This window comes from uncultured Aquimarina sp. (assembly GCF_947492115.1).
Lineage (GTDB): Bacteria > Bacteroidota > Bacteroidia > Flavobacteriales > Flavobacteriaceae > Aquimarina.
In genome coordinates, this window is record NZ_CANLMM010000008.1 from 42,951 (window position 1) to 63,311 (window position 20,361).

Here is a 20,361-nt window from a genome sequence, read left to right on the forward strand (position 1 = left end):
AGATTTTACTAAAAAAAGAAAGTAAGATTTAATTTTGAATAGCATGCTTACAATAAATAAGATGTGTTATTCCATTTTTTCGGATAACTCTAGCCAACGCATTTCTTTTTCTTCTATGCTATCAATAATATCTTTTAGTTTAGCAGATTCCTCATTGATTTTATCTTCATCTAAATTACCACTCGAAAATAATTCTTCTATCTCCTTTTTTTGTAACTCCAGTTTTTTAAGATCACGTTCTATACGACTATACTCTTTCTGCTCGTTATAGGATAGAGCGCTTTTATTGTCTTTTTTCCAAGAAGTCTTTGGTTTTGATGCTGGATCATCTGTTTTAACTTTTTCTGGAAGTCTGCTGTTTTCATAAACTCTATAGTCGGAGTAATTTCCAGGGAAATCTTCGATAACTCCTTTGCCTCTAAATACAAACAAATGATCCACAATTTTATCCATAAAGTAACGATCGTGAGAAACCACTATCAAACATCCAGGAAAATCCAAAAGGAAATTCTCTAATACGTTTAAGGTTACGATATCAAGATCATTTGTAGGTTCATCAAGGATTAAGAAGTTTGGATTTTGGATAAGAACAGTACATAAATATAGTCTTTTCCTTTCTCCTCCACTTAGTTTTTCTACAAAATCATATTGCTTTTTACGATCGAATAAAAAACGCTCTAATAATTGTTGTGCAGAAATTTGACGTCCTTTTTTCAAAGGAATGTAATCACCAAACTCTCTAATCACATCAATTACTTTTTGCCCTTCTTTTATGGTAATACCTCTTTGTGTATAGTACCCGAATTTTACAGTTTCGCCAATTACTATTTTACCTTGATCGGGAGTAATGGCACCAGTAATCATATTAAGAAAGGTAGATTTGCCAGTTCCATTTTTACCAATAATCCCAACACGTTCACCTTTTTTGAAAACGTATTCATACTTATCTAGAAGAACAAGATCGTCGAATTTTTTGGAAACTTTATGGATTTCCAGAATCTTGCTTCCCAGACGTTCCATATTGATTTCTAATTGTACCTCATGATCATTTCTTCTTTTATGAGCACGTTCTTTGATTTCATAAAAATCGTCAATACGGGATTTAGATTTGGTAGTACGCGCTTTGGGTTGGCGTCTCATCCAATCTAATTCTTTTTTGTAAAGTTGTTTAGCTTTATTGGTTTCTATTTCTTCATTCGCTATTCTAGCTTCTTTGTTCTGTAGATAATAGGCATAATTACCTTTGTAGCTATATAATCTTCCGTTTTCTAATTCTACAATTTCATTACAAACATTTTCTAGAAAATAACGATCATGAGTAACCATAAAAAGAGTAAAATTCTCTTTGGCAAAGTATTCTTCTAACCATTCGATCATTTCTAGATCTAAATGGTTTGTAGGTTCATCAAGATATAATAACTCAGGTTTGCTAAGTAAGATATTCGCTAAAGCTAATCTCTTTTTCTGCCCACCAGATAGTTGACTAACTTTTTGCTGTAGGTTTTCTAGTTTTAGTTTAAAGAGTATCTGCTTGTATTGTGTTTCAAAATCCCAGGCATTTAAAGCATCCATTTGTTCAAAAGCTTTTTGGTAAGCTTCTGTATCATCTGGATTTTGTAATGCTTTCTCGTACGCATTAATAACACGTAAGGTATCATTATCTGAAGCAAAAATAGTTTGTTCTATAGTAAGATTAGGATCTAAATTGGGCTCTTGAGGTAGAAAAGCTACTTTCAGATTTTTTCGATATACGACCTGACCTTCATCTGGTTCTTCATCTCCTGCAACAATATTTAGTAAGGACGTTTTACCAGTTCCATTTTTAGCTACAAAACCAATTTTTTGCCCTTCATTAATTCCGAACGATATGTTGTTAAATAGCACTCGTTCTCCAAAAGATTTTGCAATATTTTCTACTGATACGTAATTCACAAGCTTTTTTTTAAAGATGCTAAGGTACAAAGTTGGTATATAATAAGTCTATTTGGATTTAAGTTTCTTGATAGATTACAGCAAGTATTCTAGATGATTTAGGAAGTCTAAAGAAAGCAAAAAGAGTGTGAAGATTTAAATTTCACACTCTTTTTTTTGAAAAATAGCTTATCAATTAACTCTGCTTAAACCAACTTCTGCGGATACAGTAACTTTACAGTTAGAAACCGTTACACAACAGCAGTTACAAAGACCCCATTGATCTGCATAGCATCCACAGGTCCCGAATTCTACATCACATTCTATGCTAACTCCGATTCCAGCGGCTAGTACAATATTGTTTGGGTCAAGATTGTTTAGAAAAGGAGCATGGTGGTAGGTTTCGGTTAACTCTTTTAATCTTTCAGAATGTTTGAAGTTTCTATCTACAATACTTTCTTTCATCACAGAAACCACTTTGTGTTCTTTAAAATAAGGCACCTTTCTAGTGTGTTTAAAAATAGCTGCCGAGGTATAGATTCCATCATTTGCTTTAAGATCATTGTAAGATCCGTCATCAAAAAACGATGTGTTATCAAATGTTACCGTATCCAGCATGGGCTCCTCTTCAGAAAAATTTACAAAAACCAATTCTCTCACATATTCTTTTTCAGAAATACTTCTAATTCTAGATTCCAATAAGGCAACATTTTCTTTAAAAAAAGAAGATTCTCTCTCTTCAAAATTTACTGTTTCTGAAGATTTTTTCTGATCAACATCTGTAATGTTGAGGTTATCCTTGGTGCAGGATAATAATGTAAATAAACAACCTAATATTGTGGTGTAAATCTGTATTTTTTTTCATGTTACTTTGTCTTAAATATTACCTACTCTATCTATAAGCTTTTCGGTTTTCGCTTTTTAAAAATTGTTGTTTGAATTATAATTTTGGGTGATCAGCCAAATAATAAACAATTGTTTATTTGTACAGAGGAGTAATAACAAATGAAAATGTTACCCAGACAATTCTGTTTTTTTTTGAAAAGGTGAAATATCAACCGTAAAGAATGTCAAGAAGTTTGAAAACTATTCTCCTACTACAATAGAGTTTTCTATATTTTTTTGAAGAGTTAACATGTAATAACAATGAGGGGTATTATACGGGTTTCTTGTTGGATAGTATTGTATGGTTCAAGGGCGAGCTGTAAAAGAATGAATTAGGAAATTCTTAAGTGATCAAATGCGTTGTATTAGAAAACGGAAATAATTAAAAAATTAACATGACTTTTATCTAGTGAAAATAATTTTATATGTAAAAGGCATGAAGTGATAACTTCATGCCTTGGTAGTTATTAAAAAAAATATATTAGAGAATTTATTGCACTACTATTTTTTTAATTCCTTTTTTGTTGTTTACTGTAATATTTATAAAGTAAATCCCATTAGTGAGTTGCGATATGTCTAACACATTTTCTTCAGAATCTTTGGAGAATACCAAACTTCCTAAGGTATCATATATTTTTACTTTTTTATAACCTAGATTCCCCGCAATATTTAGGACACCATTTGCTGGTATAGGATATACCGAAAAATCTAAACCATTATCAAAATCAGGAGTACTTAATAAATTACAATCTTCTGAAAATTGGGCATCTGCATCCTTGTTCCACGAGGCATATTTTCCGATCCTGTTAGCAGCGTCTATTTCATTGTCCACTTCGATACAGGTCAATTGACTGTTTGCGGTTAGTATTACAAAACTTGGGTTGGTAAGGGAACCGTTCTTTAGATTAACCTTTTCTAGCTGTGTTGCAGCACTAATACGAACTTCTTGTAAATTTGTATTTTTAGAAAGGTCAATTGATGTAAATAGATTCGTATTTGCACGAATGTCTTTAAGGTTGTTATTTCCAGAAACATCTAAGTTATCCAATAGGTTAGACGAACAATCTAAAACTTCCAATTGGTTTAGTCCGCTAATATCTAGGTTTTGAATAAGATTTTTTTGTATGTCCAGTTCCTTTAGTGAAGTAGGGAGTTGGTTAGCGGTAATTGTAGAGATGTTATTGTCATAGCAGATTAATTTTTCTAATGCGATAAATTCCTGTAGACCAGTTAGTTCATTAATTCCGTCTGAGTTAAACTCCAATTCTTTTACATTAAGGATATTCGCTTTGGGAATTAATCCGTCTTTTAAACTTCTTTTGGTATCAAAACTACTAAGGGCTATTTCTAAATTAGGGTCTGGTATCAAAACATATTTTTCTGTAATATCTTTAGTACAATCTTCTGTATAATAGAAACGGTTATCCGCATTCCATCGGACGTATGTTCCCAAGTCATCCATGGCCATAATTTCATTGTCGACGGTTATGCAGAATAAATCTGGATTTCTAATAGCATTCATTTCTTGTAAGATATCGTTGTTCCCATTTTTTAAATTTAAGGAATGCAACATATTTTCTAAAACGTATACCTCCGTTAAAGCAGGGTTGGCGGAAAGATCAAGGGATGATAGACTATTGTTTCTAAGGGTCAACCGTTCAATTTTAGGATTGGAAGAAAGATTGATCTCGGTTAACTTATTGTATGACATTTCCAATCTTTTAATATTTACATTATTGGAGAGATCAATGGAGTTGATGTTGTTGTTGGTTAACAAGAGGATTTCGAGTTTGGTATTCTGCGATATGTCGATGACTGATATATTACAATTGGTCAAGGCTAGGTTGATAAGATTAGAATTATTAGAGAAATCAAAAATAATTAATGGGTTGTTTTGAATTGTTAATGTTTCTAAAGCTTCAAACCCTTCTATACCAGTTAGGTTTGATATACCCTTGTCTACAAGAGATAATCGCTTTAAGGATTTGATATTGGTTGTTGGTATTTTTCCGTCACCTTCTATATCGTCCAGACCTTGTTCCGCTAATGCAATTTCGAAATTGGAATCTGGTATGTCCGTATATTGAGCGAACATTTGGCTAAAACTTATAAAGATCAGTAATAAAAATAACGATATTTGTTTCATAATTTTTTGCTTTGGTTTGTTTCATATGGTTTATGAGTAAAAATTTAGTATATAATAACTACATTTTTATATTATACTTTATGTATTGAAAGGAAATAGTAGCTATAACGCTATTTGATTAACCTAACTACAAATAGTTGTCAATATTTATACTTAATTTATAACTGTAAACTGTATGATTTTCAATTAATGGTTGTTTTAAATTTTTGTTGTTTTAATTTTGAGTAATTTTTTGCTTTATGCATTGCCTTGTAAATTCTTTTTTTAGTGATTTTTTTCAAGTTTAATCTAACTAAGGGTATGATTATCTTTGTTTTTGTATCAAACTAAAATAGGTAAATTTTATGTCAGCAATTTCAAAGTCAAAGTGTTATTTATAATTTTATGTATATAAACAAGTAAATATTACTAAACCCTACTTTTTTTTAAAACAAAAATTATGATTTAAGTTTTTGAAAATTAATTTTATTGAATTGTTAGTTGTGCAGATTGGTTTTGCCTCTTCGTCTTGTTACCGAGAATAGAAAAATAAAAATCATAAGAAAAATAGCAACTCTTGCTAGATAGTCGCCAGCTCTAACATAGAAAGTGATTTTTTTATTGGTAGTAAGAGTACCTTTTAATACTCCTTGCTGGTTATATGGTAAAGACGAGTCAATATTTCCAGTTTGGTTAATAATTGCAGAAATACCAGTGTTTGCACTACGGGCAATACTTCTTCTTGTTTCTATTGCTCTTAATTTAGCATAAGCCAAATGTTGTTGATGACCTTGTGTTACGCCCCACCAAGCATCATTGGTGATAATTGCTAAGAAATCCGCATTATTTCTTACATAACCTGTAACAAATTCTCCGTAAACGCTTTCATAACAAATAATTGGAGCGGCACCTAGTCCTTCTTTTGTGAAAAAGACTTCTCTGTCTGGTTGGGTAGTTTTCTTAGCTACAGTACCTCCTAAATCAATCATAGCATCACCAACAATTGGTTTAAAAACGCTTTGATATGGAAAATTCTCTACACCCACTACTAATTTACTTTTATGATATAACTCATCTGTACCATCAGGCCTTACTAAAAAGGCAGAATTATAGTCATCATAAAACACACCGCTTTTATGTTCATTTGTTTGTGGACGAACTTGAGCTGGATCTCTAAAAACATCTAATAAGGAAATTCCGGATAGAAAATTAGCTTTTGGATAATTTTGAACAATTGCACTAGCAGTCTTTTTTGCAATAGAATTCTTAAATGTTTTTAATCGATTATTATCAGCAAAAACGGTTTCTGGTGCGATAATAAAATCTGTGTTTTCCGTTATTTCTTTTTGAGAAAGAGAAGTTAACAATGCACCCACACGATCATCGCTAGTATTATATTTTTCGGTGTAGGGGTTTATGTTTGGTTGTAGAATAACAACTTCCACCTCTTTACCATCTTCTTCATAGGTTTTTAGAATAATAAAAGAAATTATTATTGGTATGATAATGATCAATCCATTTCTAAGACCTGCTTTGTATAAAATTGTCTTGTCTTTATGTTCTAGAAAAAGTAGTATACTTTTGTAAAGACCTATGTTTACAACCCATATCCAAAGGGTTCCTCCAAAAGTTCCGGTGTATTCATACCATTGTATCCATGAAGTAAAATTGGCAAATCCATTTCCTAAGTTAAGCCAAGGCCAGGAAAACTGCCATTGTAGATGAAGGTATTCAAAACTCATCCATATGCAAATAAGAAAGATAGTTCCAATAAAGAAAGAGGCTCTTCTTGCCACAATGTGATATAAAAGAAATACCAATGCCATTATAAGCGTATTTACAATTTCTGCAAACCACATTCCAAATGGAGTAGAATTATAGATCCACCATGTGGTAATCATATTCCAAATAAATAGCGATAGAAAAGCAAATCCAAATACTTGTGATTTATGATACTTGTTTGATCGGACTTTGTATTCAACAATTAATAAAGGAACAAAACCAAAAAAGAGAAATAACGGGAAACCATAAGTAGGCCAACCAATAGCAAGCAATAAGCCTGATAAAATGACAAGTAATATGTTCTTCATAAAAGATGTAATGTCTTAGAAACGAAATTAAACTTATTTCGTTACAAAACTGAAACCCTAAGCTAAAAAAATGTTATGATAGTATAAAGGCTATCTAAAAAGACTCCAATCTACTTTTATAGAAAATACATTAGAATAAATCGCAGCACTTTGATCGCCGATGTCTGTGAGTGCATAATCTACCTGTATGCCTTTATATTGAAAACCAATTCCAAAATTTGGTTGAAAACCTACGTTGTCGGATCCATCAAATTGCTCAATATTTTGGAAATTACCTACACCTCCTCGCAGGTAAACGATTTTAGCATAATCTAATTCAAAACCAAAAGCCGGAGTAACACTAATTGCAGAAGATGAAATAATATCATTTGTTTCAGCAAAACGCACATTCATATCTAATTCTGTATTTAGACCAAATTTTGTTCCTATATCAAATTTTCTGGCAGCTCCGAATTGAAGTTTAGGAATCGTTATTTCTGTAGTTTCAGGTAATTCTTGATCTCTTATCTGTGGGATTTGATCTTCATCAGGAATACCATCTCCGTTAAGATCGCCAATAGCAAATTCTTCAACACTCCAGGCATTAAAAGTTGTGGTGATATCTCTAACCATCACTCCAAATTGCCAGTTGTTCTTTTGATATTGTAAAGCAGCATCGAAACCGAATCCCCAAGAAGAGGCAAAATCTCCAATAATACGTCGGATTACTTTAGCATTAGCACCATAACTGAGACCTTCTATGGGTAGCTTTCTCGAATATGAAAATGTGAAGGCATAATCTGCCGCGGAGAATAAATTAATTCTTGTATAATCAATGTTACCATCTGCATCAACCAAGCTAGTAGTATCAAGAATATCATCAACCCCAAAACGAATTAAAGAAAATGCAATAGCACTTTTTTCGTCTAAAGGCATACCAAAAGCTAAGTAGTCGTAATTAGCAATATTAGCGAAGTATGCAGCATGCATAAAGGAAACCTGATTGTCTTCTAAATTGATCAATCCAGCAGGATTCCAATATCCAGAATTCACATCACCAGAAGTAGCAACAACAGCATTGGCCATACCTAACGCTCCAGCATCTACACCAATATTCAAAAATTCATTGGAATATTTTCGAGTTTGAGCTGAAGAGAAAAACACAGACAAACTAAACAATGCGATTATAATTCTTTTCAATCCTAGCAATTTTTGACAAATATCTTACTATTTTTCAACATTATAAACTTTATTTACGATTTCATATTGTGTAGCCCTTGTTAATAGACGGAAATAGTTTGCTATTTTTACACAAAATTTATCCATATGAAGCTGAAAAAGCAAATTCCTAATATCATTACCCTTCTTAATCTTTTGTGTGGCTGTATTGCTACAATTTTTGCTGTTCAGGGAGATTTAGAGCCGGCTGCTTTATTTGTAGTGCTTGGGATAGGATTTGATTTTTTTGATGGATTAGCGGCTAGGTTACTAAAAGTACAAAGTGAACTTGGATTACAATTAGATTCACTAGCCGATATGGTAACAAGTGGATTAGTACCAGGTATTGTAATGTTTCAATTGATGGCAAAAGTATATAATGTCTCTTCAGATCAAGTGCTAAGATATCAGGTTTATGATGAAGATTTTATAGAAGGTTATGTAGAGTTTTTACCTATTTTAGGCTTGCTTATTACGTTGGCTTCAGCATATCGATTAGCAAAGTTTAATATCGATACGAGACAGACGACTTCATTTATTGGATTACCAACTCCTGCTAACACTTTGTTAATTATTAGTTTGCCTTTAATTCTTAGTTTCAACTCTGCGGAATGGATTGCTGATGTTATTTTGAATCAATGGTTTTTAATAGGTCTCACATTGGTGAGTTGTTACTTACTTAATGCCGAAATTCCATTATTTGCATTAAAGTTTAAAACATGGGGTTTTCAGGAGAATAAAATTAGATATGCTTTCTTAGTAATAACGATTTTGTTGTTGGCATTTCTTCAATTCACCGCGATACCAGTAGTCATATTGCTGTATGTTTTGATGTCTTTGATTTTTAAGGAAGGAAGTACAGTCTAGATTCCGTATTATCATGAGAAACCATATTGGGTTTTACTTTTTGTTGTTCGTAAGCTTGCTTATTCTTAGCTGTTCGGATACCACCAAAACTGCCTTCAAAACGGGAGAGCATACTATTACTCTGGTAAAAGAACATGATTCACTGTATTATGTGCAGATTGCTTCCGATTCTTTAGTTGATAATTGGGAATTACCGTATCCAGTATATCAGTTTACGCATGGAGATGTAGATGGTAACGGAAAAGACGATATATTAGTGGGAGTAATAAAGACCACAAGATTTGATTCTATAAAACGAAAACGTCTTTTTATTTTCAAAAATTACAAAGGATATGTTCGACCATTATGGTTAGGTTCTCGTTTAAGTAAACCTTTAGTAGATTTTGATTTTATAGAAACTCAGGAAGGAAACTTTATTAGAAGTATTGAAAAAGAACAAAGTGGTAACGTGCTTATCGCAGAATATAAATGGAAACGTTTTGGACTGGAATTTACAAAATATCTGTATAGAGAAATAGATAGCGCAAAGGCCATACAAATACTAAGAAATAAAAGTTAGCAACTTAAAAACTATGAAAAAACAATTATTGTTGATCAGTGTATTTTTAATTCTCATCGCGTGTGGAAGTGATACAAAAACAAACAAACAAAATGATCCCGTATCGACATCTAATGAGATAGAGGAGACAACTCTAGAAGAGGAAGAAACTAAGAAAATTGATAATCCTGTTATAGTAAATGGAAAGCTAGATATAGAAAAATTAGGAGAAGATGTGGATTTGCAGATGGATATTTCTTCATTAACCCTGTACGAAATAAGAGTATTACGCAACAGTTTTGCGGCAAAACAAGGATATTGTTTTATGAAAGGTGATCTCAGGTACACTTTTGAAGCTACAAGTTGGTATAATGAGAGAATGGAAAGTAGGTATTGGGCAGAAGAAGGAGGAGAAGATATTGAGCCCATTTCATACTCATCTCAAGAAACAGTTTTTATCGAAAAGTTAAAAAAGCGAGAAGAAGAGTTAAAAACTAAAAATCTCTTAGACCAAGGAAATAGAAAGGTGGCGAATATTGATAATATTGTAAATCTTTTTCAATTAGAAAAGCCTGCTCCTGAGTTGATGGAGATGTTAGCTAAAAATGGATTTGCGATTGTTCCTAATTCGAATATTCAGTTTTTTCATTTGTATGAACAGAATGATTATGCGGAGTTCCCAAATTTTGTGACTACGGATATGTATATGCAATTGTTTCACATGTATTTTGGGTTTATACTTAAGAAAATTGAAGAAGAACAATTTATTCCGATCCTATCAGAAATTTGCCAAAACATGATTAAGGATATGCAAAGTTTAGCTGAAACTTCTTCTGGTGAAGCTTTTAGTGAAATGGCAAAGTTTAATCAGACGTATTATGCAATTGCATATACATTATTAACCGATGAGAGGGTTGAAGTTCCTTCTGGATATGAACAACATTATGAGAATGAATTATTGGCTGTTAAAAGCGCAAAAGATAAGATTTCTGAGTTTTTAGAATTTACTGAAGTTCAGTTTCCATACAGTTTGTTTAAACCAAGAGGGCACTACACTAGAACAGGGGCTTTAAAACGTTATTTCTGTGCAATGATGTGGTTGCAATCCGCTCCTTTTTGTCTCAATAACGATCTTCAGTTTAAAAGAGCTTTGGTAAATGCTGCCGCTCTTGGTAATAGTTCTAATTTCGGGAAAGAGACATTAAAGAAATATAAAGCAATCATGGAGCCTATAGACTTCATTATTGGACAAGCAGATAATGTATCTTTCTTAGATTTAGCTGAGTTGTTAGAAAAAGAAGAGCTTCCTTTGGAAGCTATTTTACAAGATACTGAGCGTATAGAAAACCTTAAAGTCGAAGTAAATAAGATTGCGGATATCAAAGATAAAATAAGATCTGGTGGAGGTAGTTGTAAGATAAAAATCAACTTTATACCACAACGATATGTTTCTGATAATGATGTGCTTCAAAATTTGGTGGATTTGAAAAGTGAAGTTTCCAAACGTGCTTACCCACAAGGATTAGATGTAATGGCTGCTTTTGGTAGTAAAGCTGCAGAAGATCTATTGATTAATGAATTAAAAGAAGGAGAGAAGTGGGAAGAATATCCTGGATTGTTAACTAAGATGCAAGAAGAAATGAGTTCCATAGATTTTGGAACTACTGTTTATACAAAGTGGATTCAGAGTTTATTAGAGCTTCAAAAAGCTAATGATAGTTATCCTTATTTCATGCAAACTCCAGAATGGAACAAGAAAAATTTAAATGCTTCTTTAGCTTCTTGGGCAGAATTAAAGCATGATTCTATTTTATATGCAGAACAACCAATGGCTGCAGAGTGCGGAGATGGAGAGGGAGTTCCAAGTCCTTATACAGTTGGATATGTAGAACCTAATATTGGCTACTGGAACACTGTAATCGAATTAATTGATCTTACTAAATCGGTATTGGAAAGAAATGAACTTTTGGATTCAAATATTTCTAGAATTACCACTAGCTTAAGAGAGAACGCAGAGTTTTTATTATCTGCAAGTAAAAAAGAACTAGCAGGAAAGAAGCTATCTATTCAGGAGTATGGTCAGATAGAAATCATAGGTAGTACATTCGAATGGATTACACTAGATTTGGTAAAGCAAAAAGATCAGTATTTAGACGGATGGCATAATGTACAAGGACCTGATAAATCTGTCGCTGTCGTAGCAGATGTATATACAGCGAATAGTGGGAACAATCCCGATAAGGGGATTTTACATGTGGCTACGGGTAATGTAAATGATTTGTATGTGTTAGTGGAGATAGAAGGGTATTTGCATATCACAAAAGGAGCGGTATTTGGATATCACGAATTTCATCTTCCTCTTGGAAATCGTTTAACCGACGAAGAATGGCAGGATATGATAGATAAGAATCAAGCTAAAGGGATTCCTGAATGGATGAAAGCTATTATTGTTCCAATTCCTGCTCCAAAAACAAATGAGAAAATATTCTATAGTTCGGGATGTTAAAAAAAATAAAGCATCTCAGGAGAGTGCAATTTTCTTTTAGATTTATAATCGTAGCTTTAGGAATCCTGGTTTCTTTTTCTTCTTGCGATTCGGATGATGAAACTACGATAGTTTTTGTTGGAGATTTGTTATTAGATCGTGGAGTGAGGACAAGGGTTGAACATTTGGGAATGGATACTCTGTTTCATGAATCGATAGATAGCGTTTTTGCAAAGAGCGATGTGGTTATCGCTAATTTAGAATGTCCAGCTACCAAAATAGAAGAACCTATTCATAAGAAATTTATTTTCAGAGCGGAACCGGATTGGTTGTTTGCGCTAAAAAAACATGGGATCACTCATTTGAATATGGCAAATAACCATTCTATGGATCAAGGTAGAAATGGTTTGGTAGAAACAGAACGGAATATTATAAATGCTGGTTTAATTCCTTTGGGATATGGGAAGCATACCCAAGAAGCATGTAAACCAATATTGATTACCTCAAATCCTAGAAATGTATATTTGTTATCTTCTCTTCAGGTTCCTTCAGAAAATTGGACATTTTTAGAAGATAAGCCTTGTGTTTGCGAAGATTCTTTTGATGAGATTTCTGATAAGATTCATGACATAAAGAAAGATAATTCAGAAGCGGTAGTAATTGTTCAGTTGCATTGGGGAGCGGAACATACAAAAGTTCCACTGATATCACAAAAGCAGCAAGCATATAGTTTAATCGATGCTGGAGCGGATGTCATTATTGGTCATCATCCACATACCATACAAACGATAGAAGTTTACAAAGAAAAACCTATTTACTATAGTATCGGTAATTTTATTTTTGATCAGCATAATCCTATAAATTCTAAGGGATTGTTAGTTCAATTAAAAATAGGGAAGCAACACATTTCAGTTTCAGATATGGAATTTGAAATCAAAAAATGTAGTCCAAGGCTTATAGATTAGTCTTATATACAACTAGGAATCGAAATCTATTTTCTTTTTTCTAAGCTCGAAATTTTGACCAAGATAAACTTTACGAACCATTTCATCTTCAGCCAGTTCTTCAGGAATTCCAGCTTTTAGAATACTTCCTTCGAACATAAGGTAGGTTCTGTCAGTAATTGCTAAAGTTTCTTGTACGTTATGATCCGTAATTAGAATACCAATATTTTTATTTTTTAACTGGGCTACAATTCGTTGAATATCTTCTACAGCAACTGGATCTACCCCAGCAAATGGTTCATCCAATAAAATAAAATTAGGATCTGTTGCTAAGGCTCTAGCTATTTCTGTTCTTCTTCGTTCTCCACCACTTAATAAATCTCCTCTGTTCTTACGAATATGACCTAAACCAAATTCTTCAATTAGAGATTCCATTTTGTGCAACTGTTCTTTTTTGGAGAGTTTTGTTAACTGTAAAACACTAAGGATATTATCTTCGATACTCAATTTTCTAAAAACAGAAGCTTCTTGTGCTAGATAACCAATCCCATTCTGAGCACGTTTATACATCGGAAACTTTGTAATATCAGTACTATCAAGTGATATTTTTCCTCCATTTGGTTTTACCAATCCTACAATCATATAGAATGAAGTTGTTTTACCAGCTCCATTAGGACCTAATAAACCTACGATTTCTCCTTGATTTACTTCCAGAGAAATCCCTTTTACTACTTTTCTTCCTTTATATGATTTTATTAAGTTGTCTGCTGTTAACTTCATATTCTGAATGACTTCTTTCTATATTGGATGTTGCTAAAATAAGCGAATAAATTGACTAAGAGCAATGTTATGAGTTTTGCTCCTCTAAAGCATCCCAAAATTCATATGCTTTTCGTAAATGTGGTATAACAATGGTTCCTCCAACTAAAGTCGCAATACTTAAAGATTCTACCACTTCTTCTTTGGTTAAACCTTCTTTATAACAGGTTTCTAAATGATATTTTATACAGTCATCACATCTAAGTACAGTAGATGCCACTAAACCTAAAAGCTCTTTTGTTTTTACATCCAATGCACCCTCCATGTAAGCATTGGTGTCTAAATTGAAGATTCTTTTAATAATCTTATTGTTATCTTCTAGAATTCGAGAGTTCATTTTCTCTCTATATTCATTGAAATCGTCTACTATGGTACTCATTTGGTTTGCGGAATTAATTTTTTGTTTTGTCTTTTGACCACTATTTTAGAAATAATAATACTTACTTCGTATAAAATCAATATTGGAATTGCTACAATCACCTGACTCGCAATATCAGGAGGAGTGATTACAGCGGATAAAATCAATACAATTACTAATGCGAATTTTCTGTATTTCTTTAAAAATTGAGGAGTGACAAGCCCAACTTTGGTAAGAAAAAACATAATAACAGGCAGTTCGAATATCAATCCACAAGCAATCACCGAAGCTCTTACTAAGGCGATGTAGCTATCAATATCAAACTCATTTAATACTTCTGCACTCACCTGATACCCTCCTAAAAAGTTAATTGATAATGGAGTGATAATATAATATCCAAAAAGTACACCTAGAAAAAATAGACAAGAGCAGATAATGATGAACCCCTTAGAGTATTTTCTTTCTTTGTCATATAATGCAGGAGCAATAAACTTCCAAAATTCGTATAATACATATGGGAAAGCTGCTATAAAACCAGCAGTAATAGATGTCCAGATATGTACCGAGAACTGCCCGGCTACTTTTCTACTTTGTACACTAAATGGTAACTCTTGGAAACATAAACTTTCATCTAAACCTAAAAGTTTAGAAAGATTGCAAAGCCCTTTGTAAGTAGGGAAATCTGGTTTTTTTGGACCAAAAATTAGTACATCAAAAATAAATTCTTTAGCAATAAATGCTACAATTGCTGCTATCAGAACGGCTACGGTAGCTCTTATTAAATGCCATCTCAATTCTTCAAGATGATCCAGAAAAGACATGGATTGTGGATCTTTTGTTATCTTCTTTCCCATTATAGTATTCCTTCTCTCATTAGGTCATGAATATGTAAAAGGCCAGCATAGTTGCCTTGTTCTTCTGCTAATAATTGTGATATTCCGTATTCTTCTAGACGATCAAGAGCGTCTACTGCCATCGCATCGATATCAATACGCTTAGGATTAGGAGACATAATATCCTTAGCAGTTAATCCTGCAAAAGAAGTATTTGTGGTTAACATTCTTCTTAAATCTCCATCCGTGATAATACCTATGATCTTATTATTGTCGGTAACGGCTGTGGCACCTAATCTCTTTTCGGTCATTTCTACGATTACTGAATTGATATCAGAGTCTGGACCTACTTCCGGTTTTTCGTTTTTAGAAACGATATCTTGTACTCTTAGGTATAATTTCTTGCCCAATGCGCCTCCTGGATGATATTTTGCAAAATCCTTGCTAGAGAAACCCTTAAGGTGTAATAAAGATACCGCTACGGCATCACCCATAACTAATTGCGCGGTGGTACTTGTAGTTGGTGCTAGATTATTAGGACAGGCTTCTTTTTCTACATATGCGTGTAGTACAAAATCAGCTTCTTTTCCTAAGAAAGACTCCTTGTTTGAAGTAATGCCAATTAAAGTATTGTTAAAGTTTTTAATTAGGGGAACTAGCACCTTTATTTCAGGAGTATTTCCACTTTTAGAAATACAAATAACCACATCATCTTTCAGGATATTACCCAAATCTCCGTGAATAGCATCTGCAGCGTGCATAAATACAGCGGGAGTTCCCGTAGAATTCATGGTAGCTACTATTTTTGAAGCAATTATGGCGCTTTTTCCGATCCCAGTAATGATTACTCGTCCATTAGAATTATGAATGGTATTCACGGCTTCAGCAAATTCCTTGTCGATAAGTTGTTCTAGATGTGCAATGGCTCTAGCTTCTTCATTAATAGTTTGTTGCGCGAAGGAAATAATCGTATCGAGGGTGTTCAAAATTTATAAAATTTGCGTGTTATAAATAAAGATTTTAGTATCTTTAATTATGCAAAGGTATAGAATACCTTATGAATATTAAATAATGCTGAAAAAAAGCTTTCTAAATTTTAGTTTGCTTATCTTTGGTAACTTTTTAAAAAAGAACAATCCACTAAATCTGAATTGGGGAAAAAGGTTTATGTGATAGAATTATTTTTAATTTAATTGGTATATAAAAGTTTGACAATTTAATGAGTTTGAACAAAACTGACTTACAAGGAGCTTTAAAAAAGTACTTTGGGTTTAGTCAATTTAGAGGATTGCAGGAAAAGGTGATAGAAAGTATTTTAAACAAAGAGAATACTTTTGTAATCATGCCTACAGGTGGTGGAAAATCCCTTTGCTACCAACTTCCTGCCTTAATGTGCGAAGGAACAGCAATTGTAGTATCTCCGTTAATCGCATTAATGAAAAATCAAGTAGACGCCATTCGTAGTATTTCTTCCGAAGAAGGGATTGCGCATGTGTTAAATTCGTCCTTAAACAAATCTGAAGTAAAAAGAGTAAAAAGTGATATCGTTAACGGAGTTACTAAGTTACTTTATGTTGCTCCAGAATCATTAACCAAAGAAGAATATGTAGACTTCTTAAGGGAACAAAAAATTTCTTTCTTGGCGGTAGATGAAGCACATTGTATTAGCGAGTGGGGACACGATTTCAGACCAGAATACAGAAATCTTAGAAATATTATCAAAAGAATAGGAGAGGATATCCCCATTATAGGATTAACCGCCACAGCTACTCCCAAAGTACAAGAAGACATTCTTAAGAACCTTGGTATGAGTAATGCGCAGACCTTTAAGGCCTCTTTTAATAGACCTAATCTTTTTTACGAAATACGTCCAAAAACTAAGAACGTCGATGCTGATATCATTCGTTTTGTAAAGCAAAATAGTGGTAAAAGTGGTATTGTATATTGCTTAAGCAGAAAGCGCGTAGAAGAGTTAGCTCAGACCTTAGAAGTGAATGGAGTAAAAGCAGTTCCTTATCACGCAGGTTTAGATGCCAAGACTAGAGCAAAACATCAAGATATGTTCCTTATGGAAGATGTGGATGTAGTGGTAGCAACGATTGCTTTTGGGATGGGGATTGATAAACCAGATGTTCGTTTTGTGATTCATCATGATATCCCTAAAAGTATCGAAAGTTATTATCAGGAAACTGGTCGTGCTGGACGTGATGGAGGAGAAGGACATTGTTTAGCTTATTATGCCTATAAAGATATCGAAAAGCTAGAAAAGTTCATGAGTGGAAAACCTGTTGCCGAACAGGAAATTGGTCATGCTCTATTACAGGAGGTGGTTGCTTTTGCAGAAACTTCTATTTCCAGACGTAAATTTATTCTGCATTATTTCGGAGAAGAATTCGATGAGATAACAGGAGAAGGAGCGGATATGGACGATAATGTTCGTAACCCTAAAAAGAAGCACGAAGCAAAAGATGAGGTACAACTCTTATTAAAAGTTGTAATTAAAACCGGAGAAATATATAAGTCTAAAGATCTTGTAAATACACTCATTGGGAAAAGTAATGCTCTTATTATTTCTCATAAAACCCATGAACAGCCATTCTTTGGAACTGGAAAATCAAAAGAAGATAAGTACTGGATGGCATTGATACGACAAGTGTTGGTTTCTGGATATTTGCGAAAAGACATAGAGACGTATGGAGTGATACGTATCACCAAAGAAGGAAGAGAATTTATCGAGTCGCCTGTTAGTTTTATGATGACAGAAGATCACGTGTATGATGAAACCAAGGATGATTCTATAATTACCGCAGCGAAATCAGGAGGAAAAGGAGGAACAGACGAGCAATTGGTTGGAATGCTTAAAGACCTAAGGAAAAAGGTTGCAAAGAAACTAGGAGTGCCTCCATTTGTGGTATTTCAAGATCCTTCTTTAGAGGATATGGCACTTAAATACCCTATAAGTATTGAAGAATTAGGAAATGTGCATGGAGTAGGAGAGGGAAAAGCTAAGAAATACGGAAAAGAATTTGTAGCGCTTATCGCTAAATATGTGGAAGAAAACGATATTATGCGTCCTGATGATTTTGTGGTAAAGAGTACTGGAGCAAATAGCGGGATCAAACTATATATTATTCAGAATGTAGATAGAAAATTGCCATTAGATGATATTGCTGCTGCTAAAGGAATGGACATGCCAGATTTTATAAAAGAAATGGAAGCGATTGTCTACAGTGGTACAAAACTAAATATCAGTTATTGGATAGATGAAATATTAGACGAAGATCAGCAGGAAGAAATACATGAGTATTTTATTGAAGCTGAAAGTGATAAAATTGATACAGCCATCGAAGAATTTGATGGAGATTATGATGATGAGGAGTTGAGATTGTATCGAATTAAATTTATCAGTGAAGTAGCAAATTAGAAGATTAAATTTTATATAAGTAAAAAAAGGATTATACTAATTGTATAATCCTTTTTTGTTTTTTTATTTTATGATTGTTTTTGTGCCTAAAAAATATTGAAAGAAACATAAAGACTAGAAGTAGTAAGCTCTGAATCTGGTATTGCAGTACTTTTAGAAATGTTTTTGGGAGAGTATTGTCTGAATCCAATCTTTAAACGACCAGATCCAATACCACCTCCATAAAAATAATCTGTGGTTGTGTTTTCTAATTCATTCTCCATAAATTGAGTAGCTTCTGTGCCGATATTAAAATCTACAGTAAGTCCTCCTTCCAGGAAGAGCTCAAATTTAGGACTCAAATAAATATGGAATCTTGGTCCTACAGCAACGTTAATACTTTTATAATCTAATTCGAATTCACTGTTAGAAATAGCAAAATCCCTACCATCCATTGTAAATGCTTTATAGGTAGATTCTAAAAAGAAACTTAAATCTACTTTAGAAAACGGAATAAAGGTTTCTATAAAGACTCCATAACGAGGAGCAAATACATCATCATAATTTACATCGCCTGCAGGACCAGCAATAGAACCATGAGTAAATCCTGTTAGATCAACTGCAGCGACCACACCAATTCTTGTTTGGTTAATTTTTTTACGGATGATATATTCAATTTTATTGCCTTTGCATTCATTATATTTTTTAAAATATCGTTTAAGATCTCCTTGCGTATAGGTTAATTTAGAAGGATCTTGATCTCCACATTTTATTTTTTTAGCTAATTGTTCTTGGTAGGTGTTATTTTCCTGAGGAATTACTTTTTTTCCTGGTTTTTTGCTTTCATCAGGAGTATAGAAAACCTTGTATAATAACAGTTCTGGGTATACTGTCTCAGGATTGGTATAGAAAAAACGATGCACGTCGTTTTTTGAGTATTGATACAGCGTTGTTTTACTTTTTAAGATGGTTCTTAAAAAAATCTTTTTATAGGTAAGATCTGGATCTTTGTATTTGGTAGACTTTCCTACGGTATCTCCGTTAAGATCAAATTGTAAAATGTACCTTTTGTAAACGTAATCTTCTCCAACCCCAAATTCTTTTATGTTTTCGATGGTAGCAGTTTTAGAACTAGAAGAAATGTTTTTTTTCCATTGGAATTCCGTTGGGTTGGTTCTCCATGGAAGTTTTTTGATTAAGCATTCTGTACGTTTTCCGTTATTATCTACAAAATAACCCGCTTCATAAATGCTCTGTGCCTGCATAGTGGTTATAAAAAATAAACCAACTACAATACTAAGTAAAGATTTCATGTGTGTGACGATCTGAGTTTGCGCAACTACAAATATAGCTTTTTTGGAAAAAATCCGATCCGTTCGGTTAAAAATAACTTTTAATTAGTTAAGTAAGTTGTGTTATCTTATTCTAAATAGAAATACACTAAATGATCTTGTTATTAAAATAGTGATAACTAATACGAATAGAGTGGTTGTTATAGGGAATGATAGCGTAAAGTTATAGAGTTATCAGATGTCATTTTGTGAGATATAGTTCTTTTTTTAAATGCTATAGAGATATGATGTGTAGAATAAGAAAATAGAGAGAATAATTGATTATGCTATTATTCTCTCCATTTTTGTATGATTTGTTTAATAATTTAGATTAATGACAGATCATACATGAAGTACCACCTAGCCATACTCCGCCAACTTGTTTACAAAACAATTGATTAGTAAAATAATTGATTCTTCCACCAGTATCCCCACAAGGATGCTCCTCTACTAGTATTGGTATGTCACCTCCTTTAATAGATTTTTGCTGTTGTTTGTTTACTTTTTGTACTCCGTTTACTTTTAAAATGTCTTGTAACATAATTTTTAGTTTTAATTTTAAAAAAACCCGAACA

General features: G+C 33.0%; 16 protein-coding genes. 5 read left to right on the top strand and 11 right to left on the bottom strand.

Going from position 1 to position 20,361, the window contains the following annotated elements:
- Positions 1 to 66 precede the first annotated feature (66 nt).
- From Q1A73_RS20035 to Q1A73_RS20055, 5 genes are all read right to left on the bottom strand, one after another.
- Positions 67 to 1,932 (bottom strand): ABC-F family ATP-binding cassette domain-containing protein, encoded by a 1,866-nt coding sequence (locus Q1A73_RS20035; protein WP_299609284.1) that lies wholly within the window; start codon positions 1,930 to 1,932, stop codon positions 67 to 69.
- A 171-nt stretch (positions 1,933 to 2,103) separates the two neighbouring features.
- On the bottom strand, positions 2,104 to 2,610 hold the full coding sequence (locus Q1A73_RS20040) for a hypothetical protein (protein WP_299609287.1): 507 nt from the start codon (positions 2,608 to 2,610) through the stop codon (positions 2,104 to 2,106).
- A 676-nt stretch (positions 2,611 to 3,286) separates the two neighbouring features.
- Positions 3,287 to 4,942 (bottom strand): T9SS type A sorting domain-containing protein, encoded by a 1,656-nt coding sequence (locus Q1A73_RS20045; protein WP_299609290.1) that lies wholly within the window; start codon positions 4,940 to 4,942, stop codon positions 3,287 to 3,289.
- A 476-nt stretch (positions 4,943 to 5,418) separates the two neighbouring features.
- Positions 5,419 to 7,011, bottom strand: a complete 1,593-nt coding sequence (gene lnt, locus Q1A73_RS20050; protein WP_299609293.1) for an apolipoprotein N-acyltransferase — start codon at positions 7,009 to 7,011, stop codon at positions 5,419 to 5,421.
- 90 nt (positions 7,012 to 7,101) lie between these two features.
- Positions 7,102 to 8,190, bottom strand: a complete 1,089-nt coding sequence (locus Q1A73_RS20055; RefSeq protein ID WP_299609296.1) for a PorV/PorQ family protein — start codon at positions 8,188 to 8,190, stop codon at positions 7,102 to 7,104.
- Between the two features lie 126 nt (positions 8,191 to 8,316).
- Here Q1A73_RS20055 and Q1A73_RS20060 point away from each other — a divergent pair, with 126 nt between their 5' ends.
- Genes Q1A73_RS20060 through Q1A73_RS20075 form a run of 4 tightly spaced genes read left to right on the top strand, consistent with a single transcriptional unit; the run spans position 8,317 to position 13,063 of the window.
- Positions 8,317 to 9,075 carry a CDP-alcohol phosphatidyltransferase family protein gene (locus tag Q1A73_RS20060; RefSeq protein WP_299609299.1) on the top strand — a complete coding sequence of 253 codons (759 nt, stop codon included), beginning with the start codon at positions 8,317 to 8,319 and terminating at the stop codon, positions 9,073 to 9,075.
- Between the two features lie 13 nt (positions 9,076 to 9,088).
- A complete protein-coding gene (locus tag Q1A73_RS20065) occupies positions 9,089 to 9,634 on the top strand; it encodes a hypothetical protein (protein WP_299609301.1) in 546 nt (181 codons plus the stop codon).
- A gap of 13 nt (positions 9,635 to 9,647) precedes the next feature.
- A complete protein-coding gene (locus tag Q1A73_RS20070; protein ID WP_299609303.1) occupies positions 9,648 to 12,119 on the top strand; it encodes a DUF3160 domain-containing protein in 2,472 nt (823 codons plus the stop codon).
- Positions 12,113 to 13,063, top strand: a complete 951-nt coding sequence (locus tag Q1A73_RS20075) for a CapA family protein (RefSeq protein ID WP_299609305.1) — start codon at positions 12,113 to 12,115, stop codon at positions 13,061 to 13,063. Before Q1A73_RS20070 ends, Q1A73_RS20075 begins: the two co-directional genes overlap by 7 nt.
- A gap of 12 nt (positions 13,064 to 13,075) precedes the next feature.
- Here the strand turns inward: Q1A73_RS20075 and lptB are convergent, their stop codons facing one another.
- The 4 genes from lptB to Q1A73_RS20095 form a co-directional block, all read right to left on the bottom strand.
- Positions 13,076 to 13,822 (bottom strand): LPS export ABC transporter ATP-binding protein, encoded by a 747-nt coding sequence (gene lptB, locus Q1A73_RS20080; protein WP_299609308.1) that lies wholly within the window; start codon positions 13,820 to 13,822, stop codon positions 13,076 to 13,078.
- A 67-nt stretch (positions 13,823 to 13,889) separates the two neighbouring features.
- On the bottom strand, positions 13,890 to 14,240 hold the full coding sequence (locus Q1A73_RS20085) for a carboxymuconolactone decarboxylase family protein (protein ID WP_299609310.1): 351 nt from the start codon (positions 14,238 to 14,240) through the stop codon (positions 13,890 to 13,892).
- Complete coding sequence (tatC, locus tag Q1A73_RS20090; protein ID WP_299609312.1) at positions 14,237 to 15,073, bottom strand: twin-arginine translocase subunit TatC; 837 nt, start codon at positions 15,071 to 15,073, stop codon at positions 14,237 to 14,239. Before tatC ends, Q1A73_RS20085 begins: the two co-directional genes overlap by 4 nt.
- Positions 15,073 to 16,038: a KpsF/GutQ family sugar-phosphate isomerase gene (locus tag Q1A73_RS20095; RefSeq protein WP_299609315.1), complete on the bottom strand. Its 966-nt coding sequence runs from the start codon at positions 16,036 to 16,038 to the stop codon at positions 15,073 to 15,075. The genes tatC and Q1A73_RS20095 overlap by 1 nt, the downstream gene beginning before the upstream one ends.
- Positions 16,039 to 16,271: 233 nt before the next feature.
- Between Q1A73_RS20095 and Q1A73_RS20100 the strand changes: the two genes are divergently transcribed.
- Complete coding sequence (locus Q1A73_RS20100) at positions 16,272 to 18,476, top strand: ATP-dependent DNA helicase RecQ (RefSeq protein WP_299609317.1); 2,205 nt, start codon at positions 16,272 to 16,274, stop codon at positions 18,474 to 18,476.
- Positions 18,477 to 18,562: 86 nt separating this feature from the next.
- Here Q1A73_RS20100 and Q1A73_RS20105 read toward each other — a convergent pair whose 3' ends face one another.
- Both Q1A73_RS20105 and Q1A73_RS20110 read right to left on the bottom strand, forming a co-directional pair.
- Positions 18,563 to 19,768 (bottom strand): hypothetical protein, encoded by a 1,206-nt coding sequence (locus tag Q1A73_RS20105; protein ID WP_299609319.1) that lies wholly within the window; start codon positions 19,766 to 19,768, stop codon positions 18,563 to 18,565.
- A gap of 349 nt (positions 19,769 to 20,117) precedes the next feature.
- On the bottom strand, positions 20,118 to 20,327 hold the full coding sequence (locus Q1A73_RS20110; RefSeq protein ID WP_299609322.1) for a hypothetical protein: 210 nt from the start codon (positions 20,325 to 20,327) through the stop codon (positions 20,118 to 20,120).
- Positions 20,328 to 20,361 lie beyond the last annotated feature (34 nt).

Coding starts and splice junctions, on each gene's coding strand:
- Q1A73_RS20075 (WP_299609305.1), top strand. CDS start 12,113: ATGTTAAAAAAAATAAAGCATCTCAGGAGAGTGCAATTTTCTTTTAGA.
- lptB (WP_299609308.1), bottom strand. CDS start 13,822: ATGAAGTTAACAGCAGACAACTTAATAAAATCATATAAAGGAAGAAAA.
- Q1A73_RS20060 (WP_299609299.1), top strand. CDS start 8,317: ATGAAGCTGAAAAAGCAAATTCCTAATATCATTACCCTTCTTAATCTT.
- Q1A73_RS20070 (WP_299609303.1), top strand. CDS start 9,648: ATGAAAAAACAATTATTGTTGATCAGTGTATTTTTAATTCTCATCGCG.
- lnt (WP_299609293.1), bottom strand. CDS start 7,011: ATGAAGAACATATTACTTGTCATTTTATCAGGCTTATTGCTTGCTATT.
- Q1A73_RS20065 (WP_299609301.1), top strand. CDS start 9,089: ATGAGAAACCATATTGGGTTTTACTTTTTGTTGTTCGTAAGCTTGCTT.
- Q1A73_RS20045 (WP_299609290.1), bottom strand. CDS start 4,942: ATGAAACAAATATCGTTATTTTTATTACTGATCTTTATAAGTTTTAGC.
- Q1A73_RS20105 (WP_299609319.1), bottom strand. CDS start 19,768: ATGAAATCTTTACTTAGTATTGTAGTTGGTTTATTTTTTATAACCACT.
- Q1A73_RS20110 (WP_299609322.1), bottom strand. CDS start 20,327: ATGTTACAAGACATTTTAAAAGTAAACGGAGTACAAAAAGTAAACAAA.
- tatC (WP_299609312.1), bottom strand. CDS start 15,073: ATGGGAAAGAAGATAACAAAAGATCCACAATCCATGTCTTTTCTGGAT.
- Q1A73_RS20100 (WP_299609317.1), top strand. CDS start 16,272: ATGAGTTTGAACAAAACTGACTTACAAGGAGCTTTAAAAAAGTACTTT.
- Q1A73_RS20085 (WP_299609310.1), bottom strand. CDS start 14,240: ATGAGTACCATAGTAGACGATTTCAATGAATATAGAGAGAAAATGAAC.